Annotated in this window: 26 protein-coding genes; 17 read left to right on the top strand and 9 right to left on the bottom strand. The window is 73.2% G+C overall.

The window, feature by feature from the left end:
- The first annotated feature begins 1 nt into the window (after nt 1).
- Nucleotides 2–787 (top strand): ABC transporter permease, encoded by a 786-nt coding sequence (locus tag ACPPVO_RS46065; protein WP_426505064.1) that lies wholly within the window; start codon nt 2–4, stop codon nt 785–787.
- A gap of 41 nt (nt 788–828) precedes the next feature.
- Nucleotides 829–1,707, top strand: coding sequence for a hypothetical protein (locus tag ACPPVO_RS46070; RefSeq protein WP_426505066.1), 879 nt, complete (start codon nt 829–831; stop codon nt 1,705–1,707).
- On the opposite strand, the gene ACPPVO_RS46075 is transcribed toward ACPPVO_RS46070, so the two are convergent.
- Entirely contained in the window at nt 1,685–2,971 is a 1,287-nt protein-coding gene (locus ACPPVO_RS46075; RefSeq protein ID WP_426505068.1) for an FAD-binding oxidoreductase, read from the bottom strand. The genes ACPPVO_RS46070 and ACPPVO_RS46075 overlap by 23 nt on opposite strands.
- Nucleotides 2,972–3,017: 46 nt before the next feature.
- Between ACPPVO_RS46075 and ACPPVO_RS46080 the strand changes: the two genes are divergently transcribed.
- The 3 genes from ACPPVO_RS46080 (at nt 3,018) to ACPPVO_RS46090 (ending at nt 6,249) form a co-directional block, all read left to right on the top strand.
- The gene (locus tag ACPPVO_RS46080) at nt 3,018–4,448 is read left to right on the top strand and encodes a PLP-dependent aminotransferase family protein (RefSeq protein ID WP_426505070.1); all 1,431 of its coding nucleotides are present in this window, start codon (nt 3,018–3,020) and stop codon (nt 4,446–4,448) included.
- A gap of 92 nt (nt 4,449–4,540) precedes the next feature.
- The gene (locus ACPPVO_RS46085) at nt 4,541–5,623 is read left to right on the top strand and encodes an LLM class flavin-dependent oxidoreductase (RefSeq protein WP_426505072.1); all 1,083 of its coding nucleotides are present in this window, start codon (nt 4,541–4,543) and stop codon (nt 5,621–5,623) included.
- A gap of 2 nt (nt 5,624–5,625) precedes the next feature.
- A complete protein-coding gene (locus ACPPVO_RS46090; protein WP_426505074.1) occupies nt 5,626–6,249 on the top strand; it encodes an FMN reductase in 624 nt (207 codons plus the stop codon).
- On the opposite strand, the gene ACPPVO_RS46095 is transcribed toward ACPPVO_RS46090, so the two are convergent.
- Nucleotides 6,221–7,153, bottom strand: coding sequence for a GNAT family N-acetyltransferase (locus ACPPVO_RS46095; RefSeq protein WP_426505076.1), 933 nt, complete (start codon nt 7,151–7,153; stop codon nt 6,221–6,223). The two genes, ACPPVO_RS46090 and ACPPVO_RS46095, sit on opposite strands and share 29 nt — an antisense overlap.
- A 39-nt stretch (nt 7,154–7,192) precedes the next feature.
- Here ACPPVO_RS46095 and ACPPVO_RS46100 point away from each other — a divergent pair, with 39 nt between their 5' ends.
- Entirely contained in the window at nt 7,193–8,776 is a 1,584-nt protein-coding gene (locus ACPPVO_RS46100) for an MFS transporter (protein ID WP_426505078.1), read from the top strand.
- Nucleotides 8,777–9,487: 711 nt separating this feature from the next.
- Here ACPPVO_RS46100 and gndA read toward each other — a convergent pair.
- From gndA to ACPPVO_RS46120, 4 genes are all read right to left on the bottom strand, one after another.
- Nucleotides 9,488–10,924, bottom strand: coding sequence for an NADP-dependent phosphogluconate dehydrogenase (gene gndA / locus ACPPVO_RS46105; RefSeq protein ID WP_426505080.1), 1,437 nt, complete (start codon nt 10,922–10,924; stop codon nt 9,488–9,490).
- Nucleotides 10,925–11,064: 140 nt separating this feature from the next.
- Nucleotides 11,065–11,313, bottom strand: a complete 249-nt coding sequence (locus ACPPVO_RS46110) for a hypothetical protein (RefSeq protein ID WP_426505082.1) — start codon at nt 11,311–11,313, stop codon at nt 11,065–11,067.
- 210 nt (nt 11,314–11,523) lie between these two features.
- On the bottom strand, nt 11,524–12,078 hold the full coding sequence (locus ACPPVO_RS46115; RefSeq protein ID WP_426505084.1) for a TetR/AcrR family transcriptional regulator: 555 nt from the start codon (nt 12,076–12,078) through the stop codon (nt 11,524–11,526).
- Between the two features lie 11 nt (nt 12,079–12,089).
- Nucleotides 12,090–12,221 (bottom strand): hypothetical protein, encoded by a 132-nt coding sequence (locus ACPPVO_RS46120; RefSeq protein WP_426505086.1) that lies wholly within the window; start codon nt 12,219–12,221, stop codon nt 12,090–12,092.
- A gap of 162 nt (nt 12,222–12,383) precedes the next feature.
- Between ACPPVO_RS46120 and ACPPVO_RS46125 the strand changes: the two genes are divergently transcribed.
- The gene (locus ACPPVO_RS46125; RefSeq protein ID WP_426505088.1) at nt 12,384–13,097 is read left to right on the top strand and encodes a GNAT family N-acetyltransferase; all 714 of its coding nucleotides are present in this window, start codon (nt 12,384–12,386) and stop codon (nt 13,095–13,097) included.
- Here the strand turns inward: ACPPVO_RS46125 and ACPPVO_RS46130 are convergent.
- Nucleotides 13,087–13,938: an LCP family protein gene (locus tag ACPPVO_RS46130; protein ID WP_426505089.1), complete on the bottom strand. Its 852-nt coding sequence runs from the start codon at nt 13,936–13,938 to the stop codon at nt 13,087–13,089. The genes ACPPVO_RS46125 and ACPPVO_RS46130 overlap by 11 nt on opposite strands.
- A complete protein-coding gene (locus ACPPVO_RS46135; protein WP_426505090.1) occupies nt 13,935–14,354 on the bottom strand; it encodes a hypothetical protein in 420 nt (139 codons plus the stop codon). Before ACPPVO_RS46135 ends, ACPPVO_RS46130 begins: the two co-directional genes overlap by 4 nt.
- 248 nt (nt 14,355–14,602) lie before the next feature.
- Here ACPPVO_RS46135 and ACPPVO_RS46140 point away from each other — a divergent pair, with 248 nt between their 5' ends.
- From ACPPVO_RS46140 to egtD, 10 genes are all read left to right on the top strand, one after another.
- Nucleotides 14,603–15,040 carry a DUF3307 domain-containing protein gene (locus ACPPVO_RS46140; protein WP_426505092.1) on the top strand — a complete coding sequence of 146 codons (438 nt, stop codon included), beginning with the start codon at nt 14,603–14,605 and terminating at the stop codon, nt 15,038–15,040.
- 50 nt (nt 15,041–15,090) lie between these two features.
- Nucleotides 15,091–15,573 carry an RNA polymerase sigma factor gene (locus tag ACPPVO_RS46145; RefSeq protein WP_426505094.1) on the top strand — a complete coding sequence of 161 codons (483 nt, stop codon included), beginning with the start codon at nt 15,091–15,093 and terminating at the stop codon, nt 15,571–15,573.
- Nucleotides 15,566–16,585 carry a hypothetical protein gene (locus ACPPVO_RS46150; protein ID WP_426505096.1) on the top strand — a complete coding sequence of 340 codons (1,020 nt, stop codon included), beginning with the start codon at nt 15,566–15,568 and terminating at the stop codon, nt 16,583–16,585. Before ACPPVO_RS46145 ends, ACPPVO_RS46150 begins: the two co-directional genes overlap by 8 nt.
- Before the next feature lie 76 nt (nt 16,586–16,661).
- Nucleotides 16,662–17,126, top strand: a complete 465-nt coding sequence (locus ACPPVO_RS46155; protein ID WP_426505098.1) for a hypothetical protein — start codon at nt 16,662–16,664, stop codon at nt 17,124–17,126.
- Nucleotides 17,123–17,494 carry a thiol-disulfide oxidoreductase DCC family protein gene (locus tag ACPPVO_RS46160; RefSeq protein ID WP_426505100.1) on the top strand — a complete coding sequence of 124 codons (372 nt, stop codon included), beginning with the start codon at nt 17,123–17,125 and terminating at the stop codon, nt 17,492–17,494. Before ACPPVO_RS46155 ends, ACPPVO_RS46160 begins: the two co-directional genes overlap by 4 nt.
- Entirely contained in the window at nt 17,472–18,146 is a 675-nt protein-coding gene (locus tag ACPPVO_RS46165) for a TetR family transcriptional regulator (RefSeq protein WP_360374095.1), read from the top strand. The genes ACPPVO_RS46160 and ACPPVO_RS46165 overlap by 23 nt, the downstream gene beginning before the upstream one ends.
- 82 nt (nt 18,147–18,228) lie before the next feature.
- Complete coding sequence (gene egtA, locus ACPPVO_RS46170) at nt 18,229–19,431, top strand: ergothioneine biosynthesis glutamate--cysteine ligase EgtA (RefSeq protein ID WP_426505102.1); 1,203 nt, start codon at nt 18,229–18,231, stop codon at nt 19,429–19,431.
- Complete coding sequence (egtB, locus tag ACPPVO_RS46175) at nt 19,424–20,671, top strand: ergothioneine biosynthesis protein EgtB (RefSeq protein WP_426505104.1); 1,248 nt, start codon at nt 19,424–19,426, stop codon at nt 20,669–20,671. The genes egtA and egtB overlap by 8 nt, the downstream gene beginning before the upstream one ends.
- On the top strand, nt 20,671–21,426 hold the full coding sequence (gene egtC, locus ACPPVO_RS46180) for an ergothioneine biosynthesis protein EgtC (RefSeq protein ID WP_426505106.1): 756 nt from the start codon (nt 20,671–20,673) through the stop codon (nt 21,424–21,426). The genes egtB and egtC overlap by 1 nt, the downstream gene beginning before the upstream one ends.
- Before the next feature lie 2 nt (nt 21,427–21,428).
- Nucleotides 21,429–22,400: an L-histidine N(alpha)-methyltransferase gene (gene egtD / locus ACPPVO_RS46185; protein ID WP_426514814.1), complete on the top strand. Its 972-nt coding sequence runs from the start codon at nt 21,429–21,431 to the stop codon at nt 22,398–22,400.
- A 368-nt stretch (nt 22,401–22,768) separates the two neighbouring features.
- Here egtD and ACPPVO_RS46190 read toward each other — a convergent pair whose 3' ends face one another.
- Nucleotides 22,769–23,098, bottom strand: coding sequence for a PadR family transcriptional regulator (locus ACPPVO_RS46190; RefSeq protein WP_426505108.1), 330 nt, complete (start codon nt 23,096–23,098; stop codon nt 22,769–22,771).
- Nucleotides 23,099–23,120 lie beyond the last annotated feature (22 nt).

The following is a 23,120-nucleotide window of genomic DNA, read 5'->3' on the forward strand; positions in this document are numbered from 1 at the left end:
GATGCGGATCTTTCGGCTGTACCGGCGGCTGCTGGGCGCGCACCTGCGCTCACTGCTGGAGTACCAGGGCGACTTCTGGGTGATGATGGCCGGCACGGTCGTCATGCAGGTCGTCAACGTGGTCTTCCTGGCCGCCATCTTCGCCAAGGTGCCGGCCATCAACGGCTGGGACTTCTGGGCCGTGGTGGCGATGTTCGGCATGGTCGCCGTGGCCGAGGGCGTCGGCTCCCTGTTCTTCGAGGGCATGTGGAGCCTGTCCTGGATGATCAACCAGGGCGACATCGACTACATGATGGTGCGCCCGTTCCCGGTGGTCCTGCAGGTCAGCAGCGTCCAGGTCGGCATCAACGGCCTGTCCAACCTCGTCACCGGCGGCCTCATGCTGGGCTTCTCACTGTCCCATGTGGACGTGGCCTGGTCCCCCGCAAGGATCGCCCTCGGCCTCGTGGTGCTGCTGTCCGCGATGGCCATCAAGGTGGCGATCAACCTGGCCACGAACGCGGCCTCGTTCTGGATGCAGAGCCCGAGCCCGCTCTTCGCGATGGCGGTCCACCAGGCCGGCGACCTGGCCCGGTTCCCGCTCTCGGTCTACCCGTGGGCGCTCAAGGCCGCCCTGGGCTTCGCCCTGCCGTTCGCGTTCGTGAGCTTCTTCCCGGTGAGCTACGTGCTGGGCCACGGCCGCGCCTGGGTCGGGCTGCTCACGCCCCTGGTCGCGGTGTACTGCCTGGCCGTGGCCGGCTGGATCTTCACCCGCGGCCTGCGCCGCTACGAGAGCGCGGGCAACTGACCCTGCCGATCTGGCTCCTGACCGCCGCCGGGGTCCCGTGGATGACGCAGGGCGCCGCGATTCTCCTGGCGTTCGTGGTCCTCGTCGGGCCCGCCGGGTACCTGCCGCGGTTCGGGATGTGGATGCCGGTGCTCGCCGCGGCCGGGCTCGGCGCTGTCCTCGCCGTCGTGCCGGGCGGGCCGGCGCTGGGCCCGGCCCTCTTCCCGGTCGTCGTGCTGCGGGCCGGGCTCGTGCAGTGGCTGGGCTTCCTGCTCGCCGTGGCCGTGGTCGTGCTGGCCGCACGGGTCGTCGACCGGCGGCGGATGCGGCGGCACCCGGAGATCGAGGCGGCCGAGCTGCTCAACCGGCTGCTGCCCTTCCTCGACTCCGGCGACCTCGGGACCGCCGGGCCCCGCCGCGCGGTCGCGCGCGGGCTGGAGCAGCTCGCCGAGGTCTTCGAGCACGGGTACGCCGCGGCGCTCGCCCTCCCCGCCGCCGACCTCGACGCCGAGCTGCGCGGGCGGCTGCGGCGCATCGCGGCCGGGCTGCGCGCGCAGGAGGTCGCCGTCGCGCTGCCCGACGCCGAGACCGTCGCCACGCTGCGGCGGCAGCTGCTCGCCTGCGCCGGGGCCGTCGCGACCGGGCGGCTGGGCAGCCTCGCCGGGATCGTCGACGCGGAGCCGCGGCCGGTGCGGCGGCGGGTCTTCGCCACGCTCGCGGTGCTGCGCTCGGTCGCCGTCGCGCTGGTACCGGCGGCCGCCGTGGTCCTGCTGCACCGGGCCGGGCTGCTGCCGTGGGACGAGCTCGGCCGGGGCGCGGCCGCGGTGGCCGCCGTGTGGGCCGTCGCGGTGCTGCTCATGGCGCTCGACCCGCAGTTCGGGCCGCGGGTCCGGGCCGTGCGGGAGCTGCTGGGCCTGCTCAGGGGCGAACCGAGGGCCTGATGTTGTGGTTGAGGTGGAAGACGTTGTCCGGGTCGTAGGCGTCCTTCACCGCGGTCAGGCGCGCCAGCTGCGCGGCCGGGTAGGCGCGCCGCACGCCCGCCTCGCCCTCGTCGTTGAGGACGTTGACGTAGACGCCGGACGCGTACGGGGCGAGCAGCGCGCCCGTCGCCCGCGCGACGGCCGTGCGCTCGGCGTCCTCGGCCGGGTCCGTCCAGCGCAGGCCGGTGCCGAACTCGAACAGCGTGTCCCGGTGCGCGAACGCCGTCGCCGCGGGGGCGACGTCGGCGATGGCGCCGCCGTAGGTCTGCAGGCTCCGCGAAGCCGGTCCGGGCGTGAGAAAGGCGTCGACGGCCGCGTCGGGTAGGGAGCGCAGGTAGTGGCCCTTGGAGTAGCGGCGGTACGCGTGCCCGCCCGTCGTGTCGTCGCGCGTCTGCAGGTGCAGGTACGACACCTCACGCACGGTCGCGGCGGGCATCTCGGCCAGCAGCCCGGCCGGATCGCCCGGGCCGGCCCAGACGAACCCGAGGCGCACCGAGCCGTCGCCCGGCGAGACCGCCTCGAGGGTCGCCGGCCGGGGCGCGACGGCCGCGAGGTCGCGCCAGTGCCGCAGCGCCGCGGCGGCGCCGGACGGGTCGACGGCGTACTCCGCGACGAGGGCCCGCGTCCCGACCGGGTGCAACCGGAACTCGAACTCGGTGACCACGCCGAAGTTCCCGCCCCCGCCGCGCAGGCCCCAGAACAGCTCCGGGTGCTCCCGGGCGGACGCGGTCAGCACCTCGCCGGCCGCCGTCACCACGCGGTACGACACCACGTTGTCGCAGGCCAGCCCGTACTGCCGGGCCAGCCAGCCCATCCCGCCGCCGAGCGTGAGCCCGCCGACGCCGGTGTGCGACACGTTGCCGGCCGTGGTCGCCAGGCCGTGGCGCTGGGCGGCGGTGTCGAGCGCGCCGAGCAGCACCCCGCCCTGCACCCGGGCGCGGCGCCGGGCCGGGTCGACCCGCACCGCGGCGAGCCGGGTCAGGTCCAGCATCAGCCCGCCCTCCGGCACCGCGAACCCGGCCGCGTTGTGCCCGCCGCAGCGGACTCCCAGCTCCAGGCCGCGTTCCCGGGCCAGCCGCACCGCCGCGACCACGTCGGACTCGCACGCCGCCCGCACGATCAGGGCCGGGCGGCGGTCGACCATCGCGTTCCAGATCGAGCGGGCCTCGTCATATCCCGGGTCGCCCGCGGTGAGCACATTGAGCTTCTGCGCCGTCGTCGTCATGCTGAAAGCCTCTTCGAATTTGGTACTGCATGAGAGGTCCGATCCCGTGCGCGAGTCGAGGACCAATTCCGGTGGCGCCGCGACCGACCTGCTGCTGGACGCGCTCGACCGCGACTCCGGCGTCGCCCTGCACCGGCAGCTGGAGGCCTCGATCCGGGCCGCGGTGCGGGCGGGGCGGCTGCCGGTGGGCGGGTCGCTGCCGCCGAGCCGTGTCCTCGCCGCCTCGCTGGGCGTGTCGCGGGGCGTGGTCGTGGCCGCCTACGAGCAGCTCTCCGCCGAGGGGTACCTGACCAGCCGCTCCGGCGGATACACCCGGGTGAACGCCGGCGCGGAGACCGCACCGGCCGCCGAGCCGCCGCCCGCGCCCGCGCCCGCGGCGCCCGTCGTGAGCTTCAACTACGGGCGCAGCGACGTGTCGAACTTCCCGCGGGCGGCCTGGCTGCGCAGCCTGCGCCGGGTGCTCACCGAGGCGCCGGCGGAGCGGCTCGGGTACACCAGCGGGCAGGGCGACCCCGAAATGCGCTCCGCGCTGGCCGCGTACCTGAACCGGGTCCGCGGCACCGTCGCGCACCCCGGCGACATCGTGATCTGCTCGGGGTACGCCCAGGGGGTCGCGCTGCTCGTGACCGTGCTCGCCGCCGGCGGGCGGGACGGGCGCCCGATCGCGGTGGAGGACCCGTCGTCAAACGACGACGTGCGGCCCCTCGCGGCCGCCGCGGGGCTGGGGCCGGCCGGGGTGCCCGTCGGCGAGCACGGCGTGGACATCGCGGCGCTGGAGGGCGTCGACGCCCAGGCGCTCGTGCTCACCCCCTCGCACCAGTGGCCGACCGGCGGGGTGCTCCCGGCCGAGGCGCGCGCGGGCGTGGTGCGCTGGGCCCGGCGCACGGGCGCGCTGGTGGTCGAGGACGACTACGACGCCGAGTACCGCTACGACCGGGCCGCGATCGGCGCCATGCAGGGCCTGGCCCCGGACCGCGTGGCGTACCTGGGCTCGGCCAGCAAGACGCTGGCGCCGGGGCTGCGGCTGGGCTGGATGCTGCTGCCCCGGCGGCTCGTGGGCCCGGTGGTCGAGGCGAAGCTCCGGGCGGACCGGGGCTCCCCCGCCATCGACCAGCTGGCGTTCGCTCACTTCCTGGCCGCCGGCGAGCTGGACCGGCACCTGCGCCGGATGCGCCCCGTGTACCGCCGCCGCCGCGACGCCCTGCTGCGCGCCCTGGCCCGCCACCTGCCGCGGCTGCGCCCGGCCGGCATCGCGGCCGGGCATCACCTGGTGGCCTGGCTGCCGCCGGGGCTCGACGAGGCCACGGCCGAGCAGTCCGCGGCCGCGGCGGGCGTGGCGATCGCGGGGCTGCGCCGGTACTACCTGGCCGGGACCGGTCCGCCGGGCCTGCTGTTCGGGTATGCATCCCTGAGCGAGCGCGCGATCGAGGACGGCGTGGCCCGGCTCGGCGCCGCGCTGGGAAGTCACGGAAGTTGATTGTTCACTGGCGGAATGTTTGACTCGTCAGCTATGTTGTAGCGCGCAGAGGCCGGGAACCGCCCGGGTCCGCAGTGAAGGTGGCGTTCGAGATGCAGTTCGGTGTGTTCACCGTCGGTGACGTGACGCAGGACCCCACGACGGGGCGGGTGCCGACCGACGCCGAGCGGGTCAAGGCCATGACGACGATCGCGCTCAAGGCCGAGGAGGTCGGGCTCGACGTGTTCGCCATGGGCGAGCACCACAACCCGCCGTTCGTGCCCTCGTCGCCGACCACCATGCTCGGCTGGATCGCGGCGAAGACCTCGCGGCTGCTGCTGTCCACCGCGACCACCCTCATCACGACCAACGACCCGGTGAAGATCGCCGAGGACTACGCGATGCTGCAGCACCTGGCCGACGGCCGCGTGGACCTCATGCTGGGCCGCGGCAACACCGGCCCGGTGTACCCGTGGTTCGGCCAGGACATCCGCAAGGGCATCCCGCTCGCCGTCGAGAACTACGCGCTCCTGCGCCGGCTGTGGCGCGAGGACGTCGTGGACTGGGAGGGCGAGTTCCGCACGCCGCTGCAGGGCTTCACGGCCACGCCGCGCCCGCTGGACGGCGTCCCGCCGTTCGTCTGGCACGGCTCGATCCGCACGCCCGAGATCGCGCAGCAGGCCGCGTACTACGGCGACGGCTTCTTCGCCAACCACATCTTCTGGCCCAAGGAGCACACCCAGCGCATGGTCGAGCTGTACCGGCGGCTGTTCGAGCACTTCGGCCACGGCTCGCCCGACCAGGCCATCGTCGGCCTCGGCGGCCAGGTGTTCATGCGCAAGAACTCGCAGGACGCCAAGAACGAGTTCCGGCCGTACTTCGACAACGCTCCCGTCTACGGCCATGGCCCCTCGCTGGAGGACTTCTCGGCGCAGACCCCGCTGACCGTCGGCAGCCCGCAGGAGGTCATCGACCGCACGCTGGGCTTCCGCGAGTACGTCGGGGACTACCAGCGGCAGCTGTTCCTGCTCGACCACGCCGGCCTGCCGCTGAAGACGGTGCTGGAGCAGCTCGACATCCTCGGCGAGGAGGTCGTGCCGGTGCTGCGCAAGGAGTTCGCGATCGGCCGCCCCGCGCACGTGCCGGACGCGCCGACGCACGAGTCCCTGAAGGCTCTGCAGAAGGTGGACGCATAACCATGAGCACCCGCTCGATCGTCGCCGTCACCGCCGGGTTGAGCCAGCCGTCGTCCTCACGGCTGCTGGCCGACCGGCTCACCGCCGCCGTCAGCGCGGGCCTCGACGCCGAGGTGCGCGTGTTCGAGCTGCGCAACGTGGCCCACGACATCACCGACAACCTGCTGACCGGCTTCCCCTCCCCGGCGCTCAAGGAGGTCGTCGACGCGGTGGCCGGCGCCGACGGGCTGGTGGCCGTGACGCCGATCTTCAACGCGTCGTACAGCGGGCTGTTCAAGTCGTTCTTCGACGTGCTCGGCGACGACGTGCTGCGCGACAAGCCGGTGCTGCTCGGCGCGACGGGCGGCACGGCCCGGCACTCGCTGGCGCTGGAGCACGCGCTGCGGCCCATGTTCGTCTACCTGCACGCGGTCGTGGCGCCGACCGCGGTGTTCGCCGCGACCGAGGACTGGGCCGCCGGCGGGCGCGACACCCTGCACGAGCGCGTGCGCCGCGCGGGTGCGCAGCTGGCCGCGCTGGTGTCCGAGCGGGGGCCGGTCGAGGTCGCCGACCCGTTCGCGCTGACGACGTCGTTCGAGGACCTGCTCGGGGGCCCGGCTAAGAAAGAGCCGCCGCGGTCGACATGATCCATACCGGGAGCTCGTCGACGTGGAGCTCCCGGACGACCTCGAAGCCGACGGAGCGGTACACCTCGACGTTCTTCGGGTTCGAAGTTTCCAGGTAGGCCGGCAGCCCGTCGGCCTTCGCGCGCGCGAGCCCGGCCGCCAGCACGGTCCGGCCGAGCTTGCGGCCGCGGTGGTCGGGGTGGGTCGCCAGCACCCCCAGGTACCAATGCGGCGTTCTGGGCAGTTTGGTGTGCACGATCGACTGGTAGAGGCCGAAGCGGCCGGCCTGGGGCGGGTGCTCGACCCCGTCGCCGCCCGGGGACTTCGGCGCGTCCCACATCGCGACCGCGGCTCCCCCGTCGGCGACCCACACCGTGCCGTGCCCGGCGCGCAGGTCGAACAGCGCACCCGCCATCGCGGCCGCCTCGGCCGGGTAGGTCGCGTCGTCGGGCATGAACCAGCGCATGGCCGGATCGGTGGCGAACGCGGCAACGAAGGTGGCCACGACCGCGTCGCGGTGCTCGGCGGTGGCCAGGGTGACGACGGGCTCGCTCATGGGCTGGATCACTTTCGACGTCACTTTGGACAGGTACGCATCGATGGCATCGCGGTTGCGGCTGAGACAGGCGATCCGGGCGTCCATGCGGTCCCGCTCGTAGCGCAGCTGGGCGACGACCTCGGGCCCGGCGTCGGAGATCGTGATGCTACAGGGGTTGTCGAGGCACGGCAGCACGTTTCTGATCAGACGCGTGGGCAGCCCGGACTCGAGCAGCCCGCGAATCTGCTGCACCCGGTCGACCAGGTGCTCGCCGTAGTCCCGGTACCCGTTGGCCCGGCGCTCGGGGGTGAGCAGTCCCTGCTCCTCGTAGTACCGCAGCAGCCGGGCGGGCGTGCCGGTGCGGGCGGAGAGTTCGCCGATACGCATTGACCTTCACACTAATGTGAGGGTCGGACGATGGCGAGCATGATCCTCGCGGTGCTCTCGGCGGCGCAGTTCCTGCTCGCCCTCGACTTCTCGATCGTGTACGTCGCGCTGCCGGCGATCGCGCGGGACCTCGGGCTCTCGCTGGCCGCGGCGCAGTGGGTCGTGAGCGCGTATGCGGTGCCGTTCGCCGGCTTCCTGCTGCTCGGCGGCCGCTTGTCGGACCGTTGGGGCGCGGGCCGCCTCTTCCTGGCCGCGACGCTGCTCTTCGGCCTGGCGAGCCTGGCCGGGGGTCTGGCGTCGTCCGGCCCGGCCCTGCTCGCCGCCCGCGCCGTGCAGGGCCTGGCGGCGGCGCTGCTGCAGCCGGCGATCCTGGGGCTGATCGGCGCGCGCTTCACGGGTGCGGCGCGGACGCGGGCGCTGTCGGTGTGGGGCGCGGTGGGCGCCTCGGGGCTGGCCGCGGGCGTGGTGCTGGGCGGCGCGCTGACGCGGCTGAGCTGGCGCTGGACCTTCTTGGTGAACGTGCCGGTGGTCGCGGCGTGCGCCGCGGGGGCTGGGGCTTGGCTGTGGTCGACCGCGCGGACGCGTGGGACGCCGGCCCCGCTGACGCGCACGTTGCTGTCGACGGCGGCGGCGGTACTGCTGGCCTTGGGCCTGACCGAGGGAGGCGCGCGCGGCTGGCGCTCGTGGCCGACGCTGCTGGCCTTGACCGGCTCGCTGGTCTTTTTCGCTTTTATCACGATTTTTCGGACATCGAGGTTTCCTCGGCGAGGTCGGCTTGAAGGTTTTCGCCGACGCGAAGCCGCCGCCGGTGGGGCGCCGCTCGTCGGGTTCGCCGTCGCGCTCATCGGCGGCCACATGGTCACCGAATACGACCGCGAACGCGGCATCAGCTACTGGACCAAGAACTACCGCACCAGCATCGAGGACGACGAAACCCAGCTCGCCGGCTACGCGTCCGGGCCGGCCGATCAAGCGTCGAGTCCCGCCAGTCATTCGCCGCGATCTTTGCGCACGGGTTCATGGTCCGCCGCCTTGTACATGGCGAGCGTAGGTTCCGAGTTCTACGTGGTGACCTTGATGCTGCAGAACCGCGACGGCTACACACCTCTGCAGGCCGGCCTGGCGTTCCTCCCTTTGGCCGCCCTGGTCACAGCGGGCAGCTCGGCGACGGCCCGCCTGATACGCCGCTTCGGCACAGCCCCGACCCTGGCCGGCGCCTTCACGGCGGCCGCGGCGTCCCTGGCCTGGCTGGCCCTGACCGCGAACACGGGCTACTTCCAGGGCGTCCTACCGGGCCTGCTGGTAAGCGGCGCCGCCCACGGCGTCATCTACACGTCGATGTTCGTCCTGGGCGCCCGCGAGGTCCCACCGGCCCAGCAGTCGTCGGCCGGCGCAACGATGACAACGGCCCAGTACCTAACGGGCGCGGTCACGGTAGCCCTGCTGACCCTGCCCTTGCACAGCGGCGCGTACGCAACGGCATTCTGGCTGACAACGACGGCCGCGGCTGCGGGCGCTTTGGTAGCCCTGAGCCAGGCCAGACACGACCGCGCGATCAAGCCCCCGAACTCAGACTCGGACTCGGACCCCGCCGCACCCGCATTGGCCGACCACACCGCTTGACCACACCGCTTGACCACACCGCTTGACCACACCGCTTGACCACACCGCTTGACCACACCGCTTGACCACACCGCTTGACCACCCGCTTGACCACACCGCTTGACCACCCGCTTGACCACCCGCTTGACCACACCGCTTGACCGCACCGCTCGACCGCAAACTGCACGCGTTGACCACAGCTGCATGCGCACCGAAGCCCAGCGGCACCACCGCGAGCCAGGCGACCGCCCGCTCAATCCATTATCCCAGAGCCGCGACAGTCCCACTGCCCCGACGAACCCACCCGGTTCCCGCGACCCCACACGCAACCCACGACCCCGCACCCACCGCACCCGCGACCCGCACCCACCGCACGCACGACCCGCGCCCGCGACCCGCACCCACCGCACGCACGACCCGCGCCCGCGACCCGCACCCACCGCACGCACGACCCGCGCCCGCGACCCGCACCGGCACCCCGCACTCACACTCGGCACCCCACCCACCGCACTCGCTCCCGGGTCGCCGCACCCCGCACCCCGCACCCGCGACCCACCCCCGACACGTCGACAGCCCCGAAATGCCGAACCCCCGACCCGCAACAGCTGCGAATCGGGGGCCCAAATCAACACGGACGCAACCCCGGCGACGGTGGCGTTCCGCTTTATTCACCGTACCACGGCCATCCTAACCGATCAACGGCCCTCAATACGCAAAGCATCCAAGCAAACACTACGCGCTGTGTTCCTTCTTGTCGCCCGCCCACTCCACGTGGAAGGTGCCCTCGCGGTCGGTTCGCCGGTACGTGTGCGCTCCGAAGTTGTCGCGCAGGCCCTGGATCAGCGAGGCCGGCAGGCGCTCGGCGCGCAAGCCGTCGAAGTACGCCAGCGACGACGAGAACGCCGGGGTCGGAATGCCCGCCGTGGCCGCCGCGGCCACGACGCGGCGCCAGGCCGGCACGCCCGCGTTGACGGCGTCGGCGAAGTACGGCGCGACCATGAGGCTCTTGAGCCCGGGGGTCTCGTCGTAGGCCTCGCGGATGCGGTTGAGGAACCGGGCGCGAATGATGCAGCCGCCGCGCCAGATCGTCGACACACGGCCGCGGTCGATGTTCCAGCCGAACTCTTCGCTGCCGGCCTGGATGTGGTCGAAGCCCTGGGCGTAGGCGACGATCTTCGACGCGTACAGGGCCGCGCGCACGTCCTCGATGAACTGGTCGCGGTCGGGGACCGGCAGCGACGCGACGTCCGTGCCGAAGGCGGCGCGGGCGGCCTCGCGCTGGTCGGCGTGGCCCGACAGGGAGCGGGCGAAGGTCGCCTCGGCGATGCCCGTGATCGGCACGCCCAGGTCGAGCGCGCTCTGCACGGTCCAGCGGCCGGTGCCCTTCTGCTCGGCCTGGTCGAGCACGATGTCGACGAAGGCCTCGCCGGTGTCGCCGTCGATCTGGGAGAGCACGTCGGCGGTGATCTCGATGAGGAACGACTCGAGGTCGCCGGTGTTCCAGGTGCGGAAGATGTCGGCGATCTCGGCCGGGGTGGCGCCGAGGCCGGCCCGCAGCAGGTCGTACGCCTCGGCGATGAGCTGCATGTCGGCGTACTCGATGCCGTTGTGCACCATCTTCACGAAGTGCCCGGCGCCGTCGGGGCCGACGTGGAAGCAGCAGGGCGTGCCGTCGACCTTGGCCGAGATCTTCTCGAAGATGGGGCCGAGCTTCTGGTACGACTCCGGCGAGCCGCCCGGCATGATGCTCGGGCCGAGCAGGGCGCCCTCCTCGCCGCCGGACACGCCGGTGCCGACGAAGTGCAGGCCGTGCTCGCGCAGGCCCTGCTCGCGGCGGCGGGTGTCGGCGAAGTGCGCGTTGCCGGCGTCGACGATCATGTCGCCCTCCTCCAGGAGGGGCACGAGCTCGTCGATGACGGCGTCGGTGGGGCCGCCGGCCTTCACCATGATGATGACGGCCCGCGGGCGGGCGAGGGAGGCCACGAAGTCGGCCATGGACTCGCTCGGCACGAACGTGCCCTCTTGCCCGAACTCGTCGACGAGCCGGCGCGTGCGCTCGTACGAGCGGTTGTGCACGGCGACGGTGTAACCGTTGCGGGCCAGGTTCCGGGCCAGGTTGCGGCCCATCACCGCGAGACCGGTCACGCCGATCTGCGCCAGGTCGGACATCTGCGATGCACCTCATCCAGTCGAGCTCTCTGCCCCGGACCGGCGACCACTACCCCGTGATCACGGTTCGAAGCGCGCGTCGGACCAGGCTACCCGCCTGGTGTCCGCGTCCGGTGAGGTGATGCGCGAGGTTCCAGGACTCAGGACACGCGCAGACGGTTTTTGCGCACCATGAGGGTGATGCGGCGGTCACAGAAGGCCACGAGGTCCCACGAGATCCTCATTCTGGCGGCGGTACCGCGGGAGAAGACGCCCCGCCGCGGCTCCACGACGAGCGCCGCGATCTCCCGCGTGCCGCCATCTCCGAGCACCGTCTCGACGCCGTCGACCGTACCGATGGGCAGCCCGGCCAGATCGACGACCGGCCTGTGCAGCAGATCGATCTCCATGCGTGCCTGCCTACCCGCGCACGATGATCGACTAACCAGGCGGAACCAGGGGCTGTATCGAAGTGGATGGCCGGGCTGCGGCGGACTCAGACGCCGCCGGGAACCACCCCGGTCACACCCCGATACAACCCCGGTATCGGGGCGCGCCCGGCGCGGCCCCAGCCGACGCCTGAGCCTCGCCTCGCTCCGACCCCCACTTCGATACAGCCCCTAGCGGGCGCGCACGCCGTCCAGGGCGACCGTGAGCACGCGCTCGCGCTGGGCGTCGTCGACGTACCCCCCGGCGGTCAGCCCCGAGACCAGCCGCAGCAGGTCGTCGGTGCTGACGTCGCGCCGCGCGGCGCCCGACTCCTGGGCCCGGGCGAGCAGCGGCTCGAACGCGGCGTACATCGCCTCGCGCGCGCCGCGCACCATCTCCGAGTCGCGGTTGATCTCCTCGTAGATGGCGCGCTTGGTCGCGACGTAGCCGACGAACCGGCGCAGCCAGGCGGCCAGGGCCTCCCACGGTTCGAGGCCGGCGACGTCCTCGGCGGCGCGGCACAGCGCGTCGAGCTCGCCGAGGTACACCGCGTCGAACAGGTCCTGCCGGGTGGGAAAATTGCGGTACAGCGTCCCGATCCCGACCCCGGCGCGCCGCGCGATCTCCTCGAGCGAGGCGGTCGTGCCGTGCTCGGCGAACGCGTCGCGCGCGGCGACGATGAGCGCGTCGAAGTTGCGCCGCGCGTCCGCCCGCTGCGGCCGCCGCACACCCGGCTCCGTCTGCATGCACCCACCCTTTATCGGAGGTCGACCTCCACTTTAGCACCGGCCCCGAAGACGACCTGGACCTCGACGGCCCCGTTGAACGGCGGGCCCGGTACCGCCACGGACGTCCGGGTGTGCCGGCCGCGCTCGCCGAGAGCGTCCACGAGCAGCTCACTGGCGCCGAGCGGAAGTGCACGTGCGGCTCGACGAGCCGCGGGAGCGCGGCCGCACAGAACACTCCAAAACGGCCGCACAGAACACTCCAAAACGGCCGCACAGAACACTCCAAAGCGGCCGCACAGAACACTCCAAAGTAGTCTGCGCGGATGGACGCAGACGCCCTGACGACGGCGGCCGGGAACGCGGCCTCGCTCTGGGCCCGGGTGGCCCGCGCCCGCGACTACGAGACGCGGTCCGGTGACGGGTGGGTGGCCGTGCTCGGCGACGAGCGCTACGGGCGCCGCGTGCTCACGCTGGGCCCCTGCGGCGCCGAGGACTTCGCGGACCTGGTCGCGGGCGAGGGGCGCGTCGTCGTCGAGGACGTGTTCGGGGCGGTGGACCTGACGGACCGGGGACTGGCCGTGCGGCAGTTGCCGGTGATGATTCGGTGCCCGGATAAGCCCGTCGACGAGCCCCGCCTGCCCGTGCGCCGCGTCGAGGGCGCCGCCGACCTGGCGGTCGCGGAGCGGCTGGTGGTCGAGGACTTCGCGCTGGAGAACTTCCAGCCGTACGCGCGCGGGGTGGTCTTCCCGGAGAGCATCCTCGCCGACGTCGAGTTCTACCTGGCCGACCTGGACGGCGAGGTGGCCGGCGCGTGCGTGGCGGTGCCCGAGCCCGGCGCGGTCGGGGTGTACTGGGTGACGACCGGCATCGCCTTCCGCTCCCGGGGCGTGGGCCGGGCCCTGATGCACGCCGTGCTGCGCCGCTTCGACGACCGCCCGATGACGCTGACGGCCTCGCGGATGGGCCGGCCGCTGTACGAGTCGCTCGGCTTCGGGCACATCACGCAGGCCTGCTGGTGGAGCGCCCCTACCGCGTGATGACCCGATCGGGGTGCCGGCGGGCGAACTCGCCCACCCGGTCGTCGCGCGCCGCGGTGAAGAGGTCGGCCGTCGCCGGGTCCAGGTTCTCGTAGTCGCGACCGTCGCGTTGTTCGGTGTTGAAGCGGCCCGCGTTCGTGCTCAGGAGGGTCAGGTCGTCCGGGCCGATCGCGCGCAGCCGGACGATCCAGTCGGTCACCGGCGCGCCGTTGCCGTCGAACGTCAGCGAGTCGCCGACCGCCGTCACGGCGCGGTTCAGCGCCAGCGGGTTCGCCAGCACGCCCGCCGAGGTGACCTTGCCGGCGATGGCGACGCCGCCGACCGCGTCCACGACCTTGCGCAGGCCGGCGAAGTCGATAATCGCGCCGGCGTCGAAGACCGGGCCGGTGAGCTGCTGGACGGTCCGGGCGAGCAGCTCGAAGCCGCCGTACTGGAAGGCCGCGTTGAGCTTGTCGGGGCCATGGCCGGGGATCGTGACGCGGGTGTCGCGGGGCAGCGAGATGAGGTAGGCGCGGTCGTCCGCCTCCGTCACGTGCACGATGATCACGGTGTCGGCGCGCGCGGTGGACCGGTCCTCGGCGGGGCGGGCGTCCAGGCCGGCGAGCAGGATGTTGCGCCCGGGCTCGGCGTCGAGGCCGCGGGTGTCCGCGCCGGAGGCGAAGGGGCCGCCCGAGAGCCTGGGCGCGGTCCGGATGTCGATCTGGCGCGGCCCGGTGCGGTCGCGGCCGGTGTCGCCGAGCAGGTCGGCCGGGTCGACCCGGCCGGCGTAGTGCCGCCAGGTCAGGGTGGCGCCGAGCGCGACCGAGAGCACGACGGCGGCCGTGACGAGCCACGCCTTCACCACTGTCCCATCGGCCGGTTCGGGGCCACGCGCACGTCCAGCGCGGGCGACTGGAGCAGCGCCGTGAGGTACGACGGGAACTTCGAGCTGTCGACGACGACCTGGGCGCCGCTGACGGCCGCGATCGCGCGGTAGAGGCGCTCGAGGGTCTCGTAGTACCACAGCAGGCGGTCGGCGTCCGGCGGGCTGGTCGGCTTCAGCAGCAGGCCGGGCAGGTGGCGGGTGCGGAACCGGCGGGACGCGGCGTCGAGGGCCCGGGCGGTCGCGTCGTCGGGGATCCCGCCGAACGCCTCGCCGAGCACCTCGACCCAGAATAGGCAGGAGCGCAGGGGTGTACCGCAGCTGCAGCGCCGGTTCTGCAGCAGCCCGCGCTCCCAGAGGAACTTGAGCTCGCCCACGCCGACCAGGCCGGGCACCTGGTCGAGAGGGTCTCGGCGAGCGTGCTGCCACTGCGCCCCCATCCGGCCAGGTAGAGCACGCGGGTCGTCGAACTCGGGTCGCTGCGCACCTTCACCCAACTGCCGACTTGACCGATTAGTTACGCATTTGCGCTGCTCCGGGCGGGTGACGCGACCCAGGACACATGTGTTCTGCCACGTTCGACGTAGAAGTGACCGGCGGCGGGGCGGATGATCGGAACTCCCGTCGATGTGAGGAGCGGCCGATGTCGGAAGACACGCTGACGCACTCCGTGGTGTTCGCCGTGGCCCTGCTGGCCCTCTTCGTGGGCCACAGCCTCGGCGACCACGTCACGCAGACCGACCGGCAGGCCGGGCTCAAGGCGGGCCGGGGTGCGACCGCCTGGCGGGCCATGGCGGGGCACCTGCTCGGCTACCACGTGACGGTGACCGTGGTGCTGCTCGGCACCGCCCTCGCGCTGCGGCTGCCGCTCTCGCCGCTCGGCGTCGTCGCGGGGATGGTCTTCTCGGCCGTGACCCACGGCCTGCTGGACCGCCGCTGGCCGGTGCGCGCGATCCTGAAGGCGACCCGCTCGCCGCAGTTCGCCGAGGCGCAGAGCCCGGTCTGCGGCATGTACGTGGCCGACCAGGCCCTGCACCACCTCGCCCTGCTGGTCTCGGCGCTGATGATCGCGACCCTGTAGCGCGGAAAAGGCGGGCGCAGCGATCCGGCCGCCTCGCGCGTGACATCAATATGCCCGAGCCGCCCTTCAGCGAGTTCTACGGCGCGCACTTCCAGCGCATCGCCGTGCAGCTCTACGCGTACCTCGGCGACCACGCCGAGGCCCAGGACCTCGCCCAGGAGGCGTTCTGCCGGGCCTTGGAGCACTGGCCGCGTATCGCCGGCTACGCCGACCCCGCCGGCTGGGTGCGCCGCGTCGCCTGGAACCTCGCCACGAGCCGGCTGCGGCGGCTGCGCACCGCCCTGGGGTTCCTCGCGCGGCAGCGGGAGCAGCACGTCGAGGGGCCCACGCCCGACCGGGTGGCGCTCGTCGCCGCGCTGCGGGAGCTGCCCGCGGCCCAGCGCCGCGCGCTCGTGCTGCACCACCTCGGGGCGCTCGGCGTGGCCGAGATCGCCGAGCAGGAGGGCGTCGCCGAGGGCACGGTGCGCTCCTGGCTGACCCGCGGCCGCGCCCGGCTGGCCGCCCAGCTCACGCCGGAGGTGTGGCATGCCTGAGACCACTGTGGAGGACGAGTTCGCGCGGTTCGCCGACGAGTATCTCGGCACGTTCCGCCCGGTGCCCGTGGAGGCGATGCGGACGTGGCGGCGCACCCGCCGGCGCGGGGCGCTCTGGCTGGCCGGGCTCGGGGCCGCGCTCGTCGCCGCCCTGTCGCTCAACGCGCTGCAGCCCGCGGTGGCGCCCGACCGGCCGCCGTTCACGGACCGGCCGGTGCGGCTGGAGGGCGCGCACGGGACCATGGTCGTGCGGTTCACGGACCGCACGCACGGGTGGGTGCTGTTCGACGACTGCCACCCGGGCGGCGGCTGCGCCCGCTTCCTCGGGCGCAGCGACGACGCGGGCCTGACCTGGCGGCCGGTCGAGCTGCCGGACCTGCCGGCCGAGGGGCACGCGTCGTTGATGCTGCGCGGGGCGGACTCGTTCCTCGTCGGCGTCAGCGACCCCTACCTGGCCTGGTGGGCGACGGTGGACGGCGGCCGGACGTACCGGGCCCTCAACCCGCAGGACGCGATGTCCACCGGGGACACCGACGAGCGGCCGAAGCCGCCGACGAGCCGGGGGCCCTGGCGGCTGACCCACACCGGGCTGGAGACGACGGTGGAGTACTCCCCCGACGCCGGCCGGACGTGGCGCGCGGCCGGGCCGAACATCGGGTTCGGCGCCTTCGTGCGCGTCTCGCCGGACGGGCGCGATGCCTGGGCGATCGCCGCGAACCCGACCCGGGTCTGGCGGCTGACGCCGGACGGCGCGCTCGCCGAGCCCGACCTGCCGATCGTGGCGAACGCGGACACGATCAGCCCGGCGAACGGCGGCGGGCTCGTCATGCTGCTGCCCGGCCCCGGCGTCGGGGTATGGCGCGGCGGCGGTTTCACCCCGCTGCCCGCCCCGCTGGCCGACGCGTACCTGGCCGGCCCGCTCGACGACGGCTCGATCGCCCTCGCCGCGTCCGACGGCACCCTCGTCGTGGGCGAGGCCGGCGGGGAGTGGGTGCGCTACACCGCGGCGTGACTGGGCGCACAGTTGAACACGTTCAAGAACAGCGCTACCGTCTTATTGAACACGTTCAAATAGGCGGAGGCCGGAGATGGACCTCAAGCTCACCACCTACCTGGCGTACCTGCTGATCAGCATCCTGCTGACGATCTGGGTCGCCCGCACGCTGTTCAAGAACGGGCAGGTGTTCCTCGACGACGCCTTCGCCGACGAGCGCCTCGCCGAGTCGGTCAACCACCTGCTCGTGGTCGGCTTCTACCTGCTCAACCTCGGCTTCGTGGCGATCGCGCTCAAGGTCACCGGGCCGGTCGCCGGCGGCAGCGGGGCGATGGAGACCCTGGCCGCCAAGCTCGGCCTGGTGCTGCTCGTCCTCGGCGGCGTGCACTTCGCCAACCTGTTCGTGCTCAGCCGCTTCCGCCGCCGCCGGCTGCTGGAGCAGGCCGCGCCCCCGATCGAGCCGACGCGCACCCTGGCGCCGCCGCGGCCCGGTCCGGAGACCCCGCGGCCCCCGGCGAACCGGCGCCCGGGCCCCGAAGAGATCCCGCCGCCGCGATGATCACCACGCTCACCGTGCTCTACGACGAGGGCTGCGGGCTCTGCCGCACGGCACGCTCGTGGCTGGCGAGCCGGGCCCAGATCGTCCCGCTCGAGTTCGTCGCGGCGGGATCGGACGAGGCGCGCCGCCGGTATCCTGCGCTCGACCCGGCGGAGACCCTCGCCGACATCACCGTGGTCGCCGACGACGGCGGCGTGTACGTCGGGGATGCGGCCTGGCTCGTCTGCCTCTGGGCGCTGGACGGATATCGGGGGCTGGCGGCGCGCCTCGCCCAGCCGGGCCTGCGGCCGCTGGCCCGGCGGGTGGCCCAGTCGGCCGGATCACTGCGCGGATATCGTCAGGACTGTGGTGAAACCTGCGACACCTGAGACGGGCCGGGGCGAGCAGACCAAGCGGCTCATCGTGGACACGGCGGTGCGGCTGTTCCGCGACCAGGGGTACGACAAGACCACCATGCGGGGCATCGCCCAGGCCGCCGGCGTGTCGGTCGGCAACGCCTACTACTACTTTCCCTCCAAGGATCACCTGGTGCAGCAGTTCTACGCCACGGTGCAGGAGGACACCGCGGCCGCCGTCGCCGGCGCCCTGGCCAAGGGCGGCCCGTTCGACGAGCGGCTGCGGGTGGCGCTGACCGGCATGCTCGACACGATGACGCCGTACCACGCGTTCGCCGGCAAGTTCATCAAGACCGCCGTGGAGCCGGGGTCGCCGCTCAGCCCGTTCAGCGGCGAGTCGGCCCCGGCCCGCGAGCGGTCGATCGCGGTCCTGCGCGAGGTCGTCGAGGGCGCCACCACGAAGATCGACGCGGAGCTGCGCCCGGAGCTGCCCGAGCTGCTCTGGCTCGCGCAGATGGGCATCACCCTCTACTGGGTACACGACACGTCACCCGACCAGGCCAAGACGCGGCTGCTCATCGACCGCGCGGTGCCGCTCATCGACCGGCTCGTCGCGCTGGCCCGCGTGCCCGGCCTGAAGTCGGTCACCCGGGAGACACTGAAGTTGTACCGGCTGTTGCGCTGACGTCCTGCCGTAGTCGTTCGGTAACCGTTTGTTCAACGTCTGCGCTCGCCGATCGAGGGTTCCCGAGGTACCGTCGGCTCTCATGGCGACCTTGCAGGGCACCCGCACGGCCGCCGACCACGACGCGGTAATCGCCGAGATCGAGCAGGCCGAGGGCTACATTGCATCGATCTGCTTCAAGACCGGACCACCCGCGGCGGTCGGTGTCGAACTCGAGTTCACCGTTCACGAACGCGGCGATCCGGCGGCCCCGCTGGACACCGCCCGGCTCTGTCAGGCCCTCGGCGACCACGCGCCGCCGACCCTGCGGGCCGACTCCCCGGCGCTCCCGTTGCGCGACGGCGGCGCCGTCACCCTCGAGCCCGGCGGCCAGGTGGAGATCTCCAGCCGGCCGTACGCCTCCCTGATCGAGCTGCACGCCGGCGTCGGCGCCGAGATCGAGCAGCTCACCGCCCTGTTGGCGGGCGCCGGACTGATCCTGGGCGACACCGGCGCCGATCCGCACCGCGAACCGCGGCGCCTGCTCTCCACCCCCCGGTACGACGCGATGGCGGCGGCCTTCGACCGCCGCGGCGAATCCGGAAAAATCATGATGTGCTCGACCGCGGGCCTGCAGGTCTGCCTCGACCCCGGCCCGGAGGACGAGCTCGCCGAGCGCTGGGCCGCGGTGCACGCGCTCGGCCCGCCGCTCATGGCGCTGTTCGCCAACTCGGCGCACTTCGCGGGTGAGGACACCGGCTGGGCCTCGGCCCGCCAGCGCGCCTGGCGCGGCATCGACCCGTCCCGGACCCGCGCCGTGGGCACCGGCGGGCGCCCGGCGGCCGACTGGGCGGGCTACGCCCTGGACGCCAAGGTGCTGTGCATCCGGCGGCCCGGCGGGGCCTGGGACGCCCCGTCCGGGGTGACGTTCGCGGACTGGATCGGCGGCGCCCTGGACCCGAGGCCGACCTTCGCCGACCTCGACTACCACCTGAGCACCCTCTTCCCGCCGGTCCGCCCGCGCGGGTACCTGGAGATCCGCTACCTCGACACCCAGCCCGGGCGCGGCTGGTTCGCGCCCGCGGCGCTGCTGCACGCCCTGCTCGACGACCCCGGCACCGTCTCGCGGGTCCTCGACCTGTGCGCGCCGGCCGCCGGGCGCTGGGTGGAGGCGGCTCGCGACGGCATGGCCGACCCGGTGCTCGCCCGGGCCGCCCGGGCCGTGCGCGAGCTCGCCCTGGCGCGGCTGGACCTACCGCCGCACCTGATCGAAGACGTCCTGGAAGGGAGCACACGCAATGGCTGACCTGCGGGAGCGCGTCGCACAGCAGCTCGAGCGGAGCCGGGCCCGCTCGGCCGGGCTCACCGAGGCGGTGGACGAGGGCGACCTGGTGCGCCAGCACTCGCCGCTCATGTCGCCGCTGGTGTGGGACCTCGCGCACATCGGCAACCAGGAGGAGCTGTGGCTGGTGCGCGACGTCGGCGGCCGGGAGCCGGTCCGCGCCGACATCGACCACCTCTACGACGCCTTCAAGCACGCCCGCAAGGACCGTCCGGCGCTGCCGCTGCTCGGGCCGAAGGAGGCGCGGGCCTACGTGGCGACCGTGCGCGACAAGGCGCTCGACGTGCTGGAACGGGTACACCTGGAGGGAAGGCGGCTGACCGAGGACGCCTTCGCCTTCGGGATGATCGTGCAGCACGAGCAGCAGCACGACGAGACCATGCTCGCCACGCACCAGCTGCGCGCCGGCGACCCGGTGCTCGCCGCGCCGCCGCCCCCGCCGGCCACCGTGGACGTGCGCGGTGAGGTGCTGGTGCCGGGCGGGCCGTTCACCATGGGGACCTCGACCGAGGCGTGGGCACTGGACAACGAGCGGCCCGCGCACGCCGTCGACGTGCCCGCGTACTGGATCGACAAGGCGCCGGTGACCAACGCGCAGTACGCCGCGTTCCTCGACGAGACCGGGGCCAACCCGCCGCTGCACTGGAGCCGCGACCCGGGCGGCTGGCTGGCGACCGAGTTCGGCCGGACCGGCCCGATCGCCCCCGACGCCCCGGTCGTGCACGTGTCGTTCCACGAGGCCGCGGCCTACGCGGCGTGGGCGGGCCGGCGGCTGCCGACCGAGGCCGAGTGGGAGAAGGCGGCACGGTGGGACCCCGGTTCCGGGCGTTCACGGAGGTACCCGTGGGGCGACGGCGACCCCGAGCCGCACCACGCCAACCTGGGCCAGCGCCACCTCGCCCCGGCCCCGGTCGGCGCCTACCCCGCGGGCGCCTCCCCGCTGGGCGTGCACCAGCTGATCGGCGACGTGTGGGAGTGGGTCGACAGCGACTTCGCCGCCTACCCGGGCTTCACCGCGTTCCCGTACCGCGAGTACTCCGAGGTCTTCTTCGGCCCCGAGTACAAGGTGCTGCGCGGCGGCTCGTTCGGCACCGACGCGGCCGCCTGCCGGGGCACGTTCCGCAACTGGGACTACCCGATCCGGCGGCAGATCTTCAGCGGCTTCCGCACCGCCCGCGACGCCACGCCCGCGGAGCTCGCCTAGTGTGCCGGCACGTGGCGTACCTGGGGCCGCCGATCCCGCTGGCGGACCTGCTGTTCACGCCGCCGCACTCGCTGGAGCGCCAGTCGTGGGCCCCGGCGGACATGCGCGGCGGCGGCACCATCAACGCCGACGGGTTCGGCGTCGCCTGGTTTCCGAACCCGGACGAACCGCCGGTCCGGTACCGCCGGAGCGTTCCACTGTGGACGGATGCTGGGCTGCCGGCCCTGGCCGCCACGACCCGCTCCGGCGCGATCCTGGCCGCGGTCCGCTCGGCGACCGTCGGCCTGCCCGTCACCGAGACGGCAGCCGCGCCGTTCACCGACGGCCGGTGGCTGTTCAGCCACAACGGCAAGGTGACCGGCTGGCCGGACAGCGTGGCCGGGCTCGCCGCCGCGCTGCCCGTCCGCGACCTGCTGACCCTGGACGCCCCGACCGACAGCGCCCTGCTGTGGGCGCTGGTGCGCGCCCGCCTGCAGGCCGGGCTCGCGCCGGACAAGGCGCTGGCCGGGGTGGTCGCCGACGTCGCCGCGGCCGCCCCCGGCTCGCGGCTCAACCTCCTGCTCACCGACGGCGCGACGATCGCGGCCACCACCTGGGGCCACTCGCTGTCGTACCTGTCCACCGTGGACGGCGTGCTCGTCGCCTCCGAGCCGCTGTCCCCCGACCCCGCCTGGACCGCCGTACCGGACCTGTCCCTGCTCGTCGCGGCCCCTCCGGCCGTGACGGTCATCGCACTGGAAGGTGCTGTCTCGTGACACTGACGGACGTTGACCTCGAAATCCACCTGACCGACGCCGACCTCGCCGCGGGCCTGCGGGAGGACGCCCGCCGCGGGCTCACCGCGAGCCCGAAGTGGCTGCCACCGAAGTACTTCTACGACGCCCGCGGCAGCGAGCTGTTCGAGGAGATCACGCGGCTGCCGGAGTACTACCCGACGCGCGCCGAGCGCGAGATCCTGGCCGAACGGGCCGGTGCGGTCGCGCGCATCACCGGCGCCAAGACGCTCATCGAGCTCGGCTCGGGCTCCTCGGAGAAGACGCGCCTGCTGCTCGACGCGCTGCGCGAGCACGGCACGCTCGGCTCCTTCACCCCTCTGGACGTGTCCGGGGCGGCGCTGCGCCAGGCCCTCGCCGACCTGCGCCGCGAGTACCCCGACCTGCACCTGCACGGGATCGTCGCCGACTTCGTGCGCCACCTGGAGGTGCTGCCCGAGGCCGGGACGCGGCTGGTCGCGTTCCTGGGCGGCACGATCGGCAACTTCACGCCGACCGAGCGGGCCCCGTTCCTGGCCGCCCTGCGCGCCCGGCTGGCCCCGGGCGAGTTCCTGCTGCTCGGCGCCGACCTGGTGAAGGACCCGGCGGTGCTCGTCCCGGCCTACGACGACGCCGCGGGCGTGACGGCCGAGTTCAACCGCAACGTCCTGCACGTACTCAACCGCGAGCTGGACGCCGACTTCGACCCGGACGCGTTCGCGCACGTGGCCGTGTGGGACGCGGAGCACGAGTGGATCGAGATGCGCCTGCGAGCGCTCGCGCCCATGACGGTACGGCTGCGGGCGCTCGACCTCGAGATCACGTTCGCGGCCGGGGAGGAGCTGCGCACCGAGGTGTCGGCGAAGTTCCGGCGCGAGGGGCTGGCCGCGGAGCTGGCGGCGGCCGGGTTCGCGGTCCGCGACTGGTGGACGGACGAGGGGGCCCGCTTCTCGGTGACGCTGGCCGCGGCGGTCTGAGGTTCTGTCGTTCGGTGTGCGGGCCGGGGTTCACCTGGCCCGCACACCGCTTCTTCCGGCACCTCGGGTTTTTCTGGTATCTCAAGGTCTCTCTGGTACCTCGGGGTTTCTCTGGTACCTCGAGGTTTCTCTGGTATCTCGGGTTTTCCGGATATGTCGGGCGCTGGCGCGCCGCGACATATCCGACACTTCGTATTTGTCGGAGTCACTGACGGCGGGCCGGTGTCGTGGTTTCAGCGCGGCGTCAGGGGGCTGGGCGAAGGTACGGGTCGGCGGACCACGCCTCGCACCGTCCGGCATGCGAGAACCGAGAGGATGGACACAATGCGCAACCAATGGGCCGGCCCGACCCGTTGACGGGACCCGCGTCAGCGGGCATCAGCCGCCCGCAGACGCAGCCGCTTCGCGGCCGCCGCGGCGTTCCGGCGCTGGCGCTCGGCATCGGCCGCCAGCGCCGCGGCGCCGCTTTCGGTAAGCCGGTAGTAGCGCCGGTGCCGCCCGGCGACGATCTCCGAGCCCTCGGGCGCGACCAGACCCTCGGCGGTCAGGCGGTCGAGGGCGGCGTACAGCGTGCCGGCCGGCAGCTGCACCCGGCCGGCCGAGAGCTGCTCGACCTCCTGGATCACGGCGTACCCGTGCAGCGGCCGCGCCGCGAGGGCGGTCAGGATCAGGAAGGTCGGCTCCCGCATCGGGGTCATGCCGATCTTTATACGGCCTTTG

This window comes from Dactylosporangium sp. McL0621 (assembly GCF_049995355.1).
Lineage (GTDB): Bacteria > Actinomycetota > Actinomycetes > Mycobacteriales > Micromonosporaceae > Dactylosporangium.

Coding starts and splice junctions, on each gene's coding strand:
- ACPPVO_RS46065 (WP_426505064.1), top strand. CDS start 2: ATGCGGATCTTTCGGCTGTACCGGCGGCTGCTGGGCGCGCACCTGCGC.
- ACPPVO_RS46070 (WP_426505066.1), top strand. CDS start 829: ATGACGCAGGGCGCCGCGATTCTCCTGGCGTTCGTGGTCCTCGTCGGG.
- ACPPVO_RS46075 (WP_426505068.1), bottom strand. CDS start 2,971: ATGACGACGACGGCGCAGAAGCTCAATGTGCTCACCGCGGGCGACCCG.
- ACPPVO_RS46085 (WP_426505072.1), top strand. CDS start 4,541: ATGCAGTTCGGTGTGTTCACCGTCGGTGACGTGACGCAGGACCCCACG.
- ACPPVO_RS46090 (WP_426505074.1), top strand. CDS start 5,626: ATGAGCACCCGCTCGATCGTCGCCGTCACCGCCGGGTTGAGCCAGCCG.
- ACPPVO_RS46095 (WP_426505076.1), bottom strand. CDS start 7,153: ATGCGTATCGGCGAACTCTCCGCCCGCACCGGCACGCCCGCCCGGCTG.
- ACPPVO_RS46100 (WP_426505078.1), top strand. CDS start 7,193: ATGATCCTCGCGGTGCTCTCGGCGGCGCAGTTCCTGCTCGCCCTCGAC.
- gndA (WP_426505080.1), bottom strand. CDS start 10,924: ATGTCCGACCTGGCGCAGATCGGCGTGACCGGTCTCGCGGTGATGGGC.
- ACPPVO_RS46110 (WP_426505082.1), bottom strand. CDS start 11,313: ATGGAGATCGATCTGCTGCACAGGCCGGTCGTCGATCTGGCCGGGCTG.
- ACPPVO_RS46115 (WP_426505084.1), bottom strand. CDS start 12,078: ATGCAGACGGAGCCGGGTGTGCGGCGGCCGCAGCGGGCGGACGCGCGG.
- ACPPVO_RS46125 (WP_426505088.1), top strand. CDS start 12,384: ATGGACGCAGACGCCCTGACGACGGCGGCCGGGAACGCGGCCTCGCTC.
- ACPPVO_RS46140 (WP_426505092.1), top strand. CDS start 14,603: ATGTCGGAAGACACGCTGACGCACTCCGTGGTGTTCGCCGTGGCCCTG.
- ACPPVO_RS46145 (WP_426505094.1), top strand. CDS start 15,091: ATGCCCGAGCCGCCCTTCAGCGAGTTCTACGGCGCGCACTTCCAGCGC.
- ACPPVO_RS46150 (WP_426505096.1), top strand. CDS start 15,566: ATGCCTGAGACCACTGTGGAGGACGAGTTCGCGCGGTTCGCCGACGAG.
- ACPPVO_RS46155 (WP_426505098.1), top strand. CDS start 16,662: ATGGACCTCAAGCTCACCACCTACCTGGCGTACCTGCTGATCAGCATC.
- ACPPVO_RS46160 (WP_426505100.1), top strand. CDS start 17,123: ATGATCACCACGCTCACCGTGCTCTACGACGAGGGCTGCGGGCTCTGC.
- egtA (WP_426505102.1), top strand. CDS start 18,229: ATGGCGACCTTGCAGGGCACCCGCACGGCCGCCGACCACGACGCGGTA.
- egtB (WP_426505104.1), top strand. CDS start 19,424: ATGGCTGACCTGCGGGAGCGCGTCGCACAGCAGCTCGAGCGGAGCCGG.
- ACPPVO_RS46190 (WP_426505108.1), bottom strand. CDS start 23,098: ATGACCCCGATGCGGGAGCCGACCTTCCTGATCCTGACCGCCCTCGCG.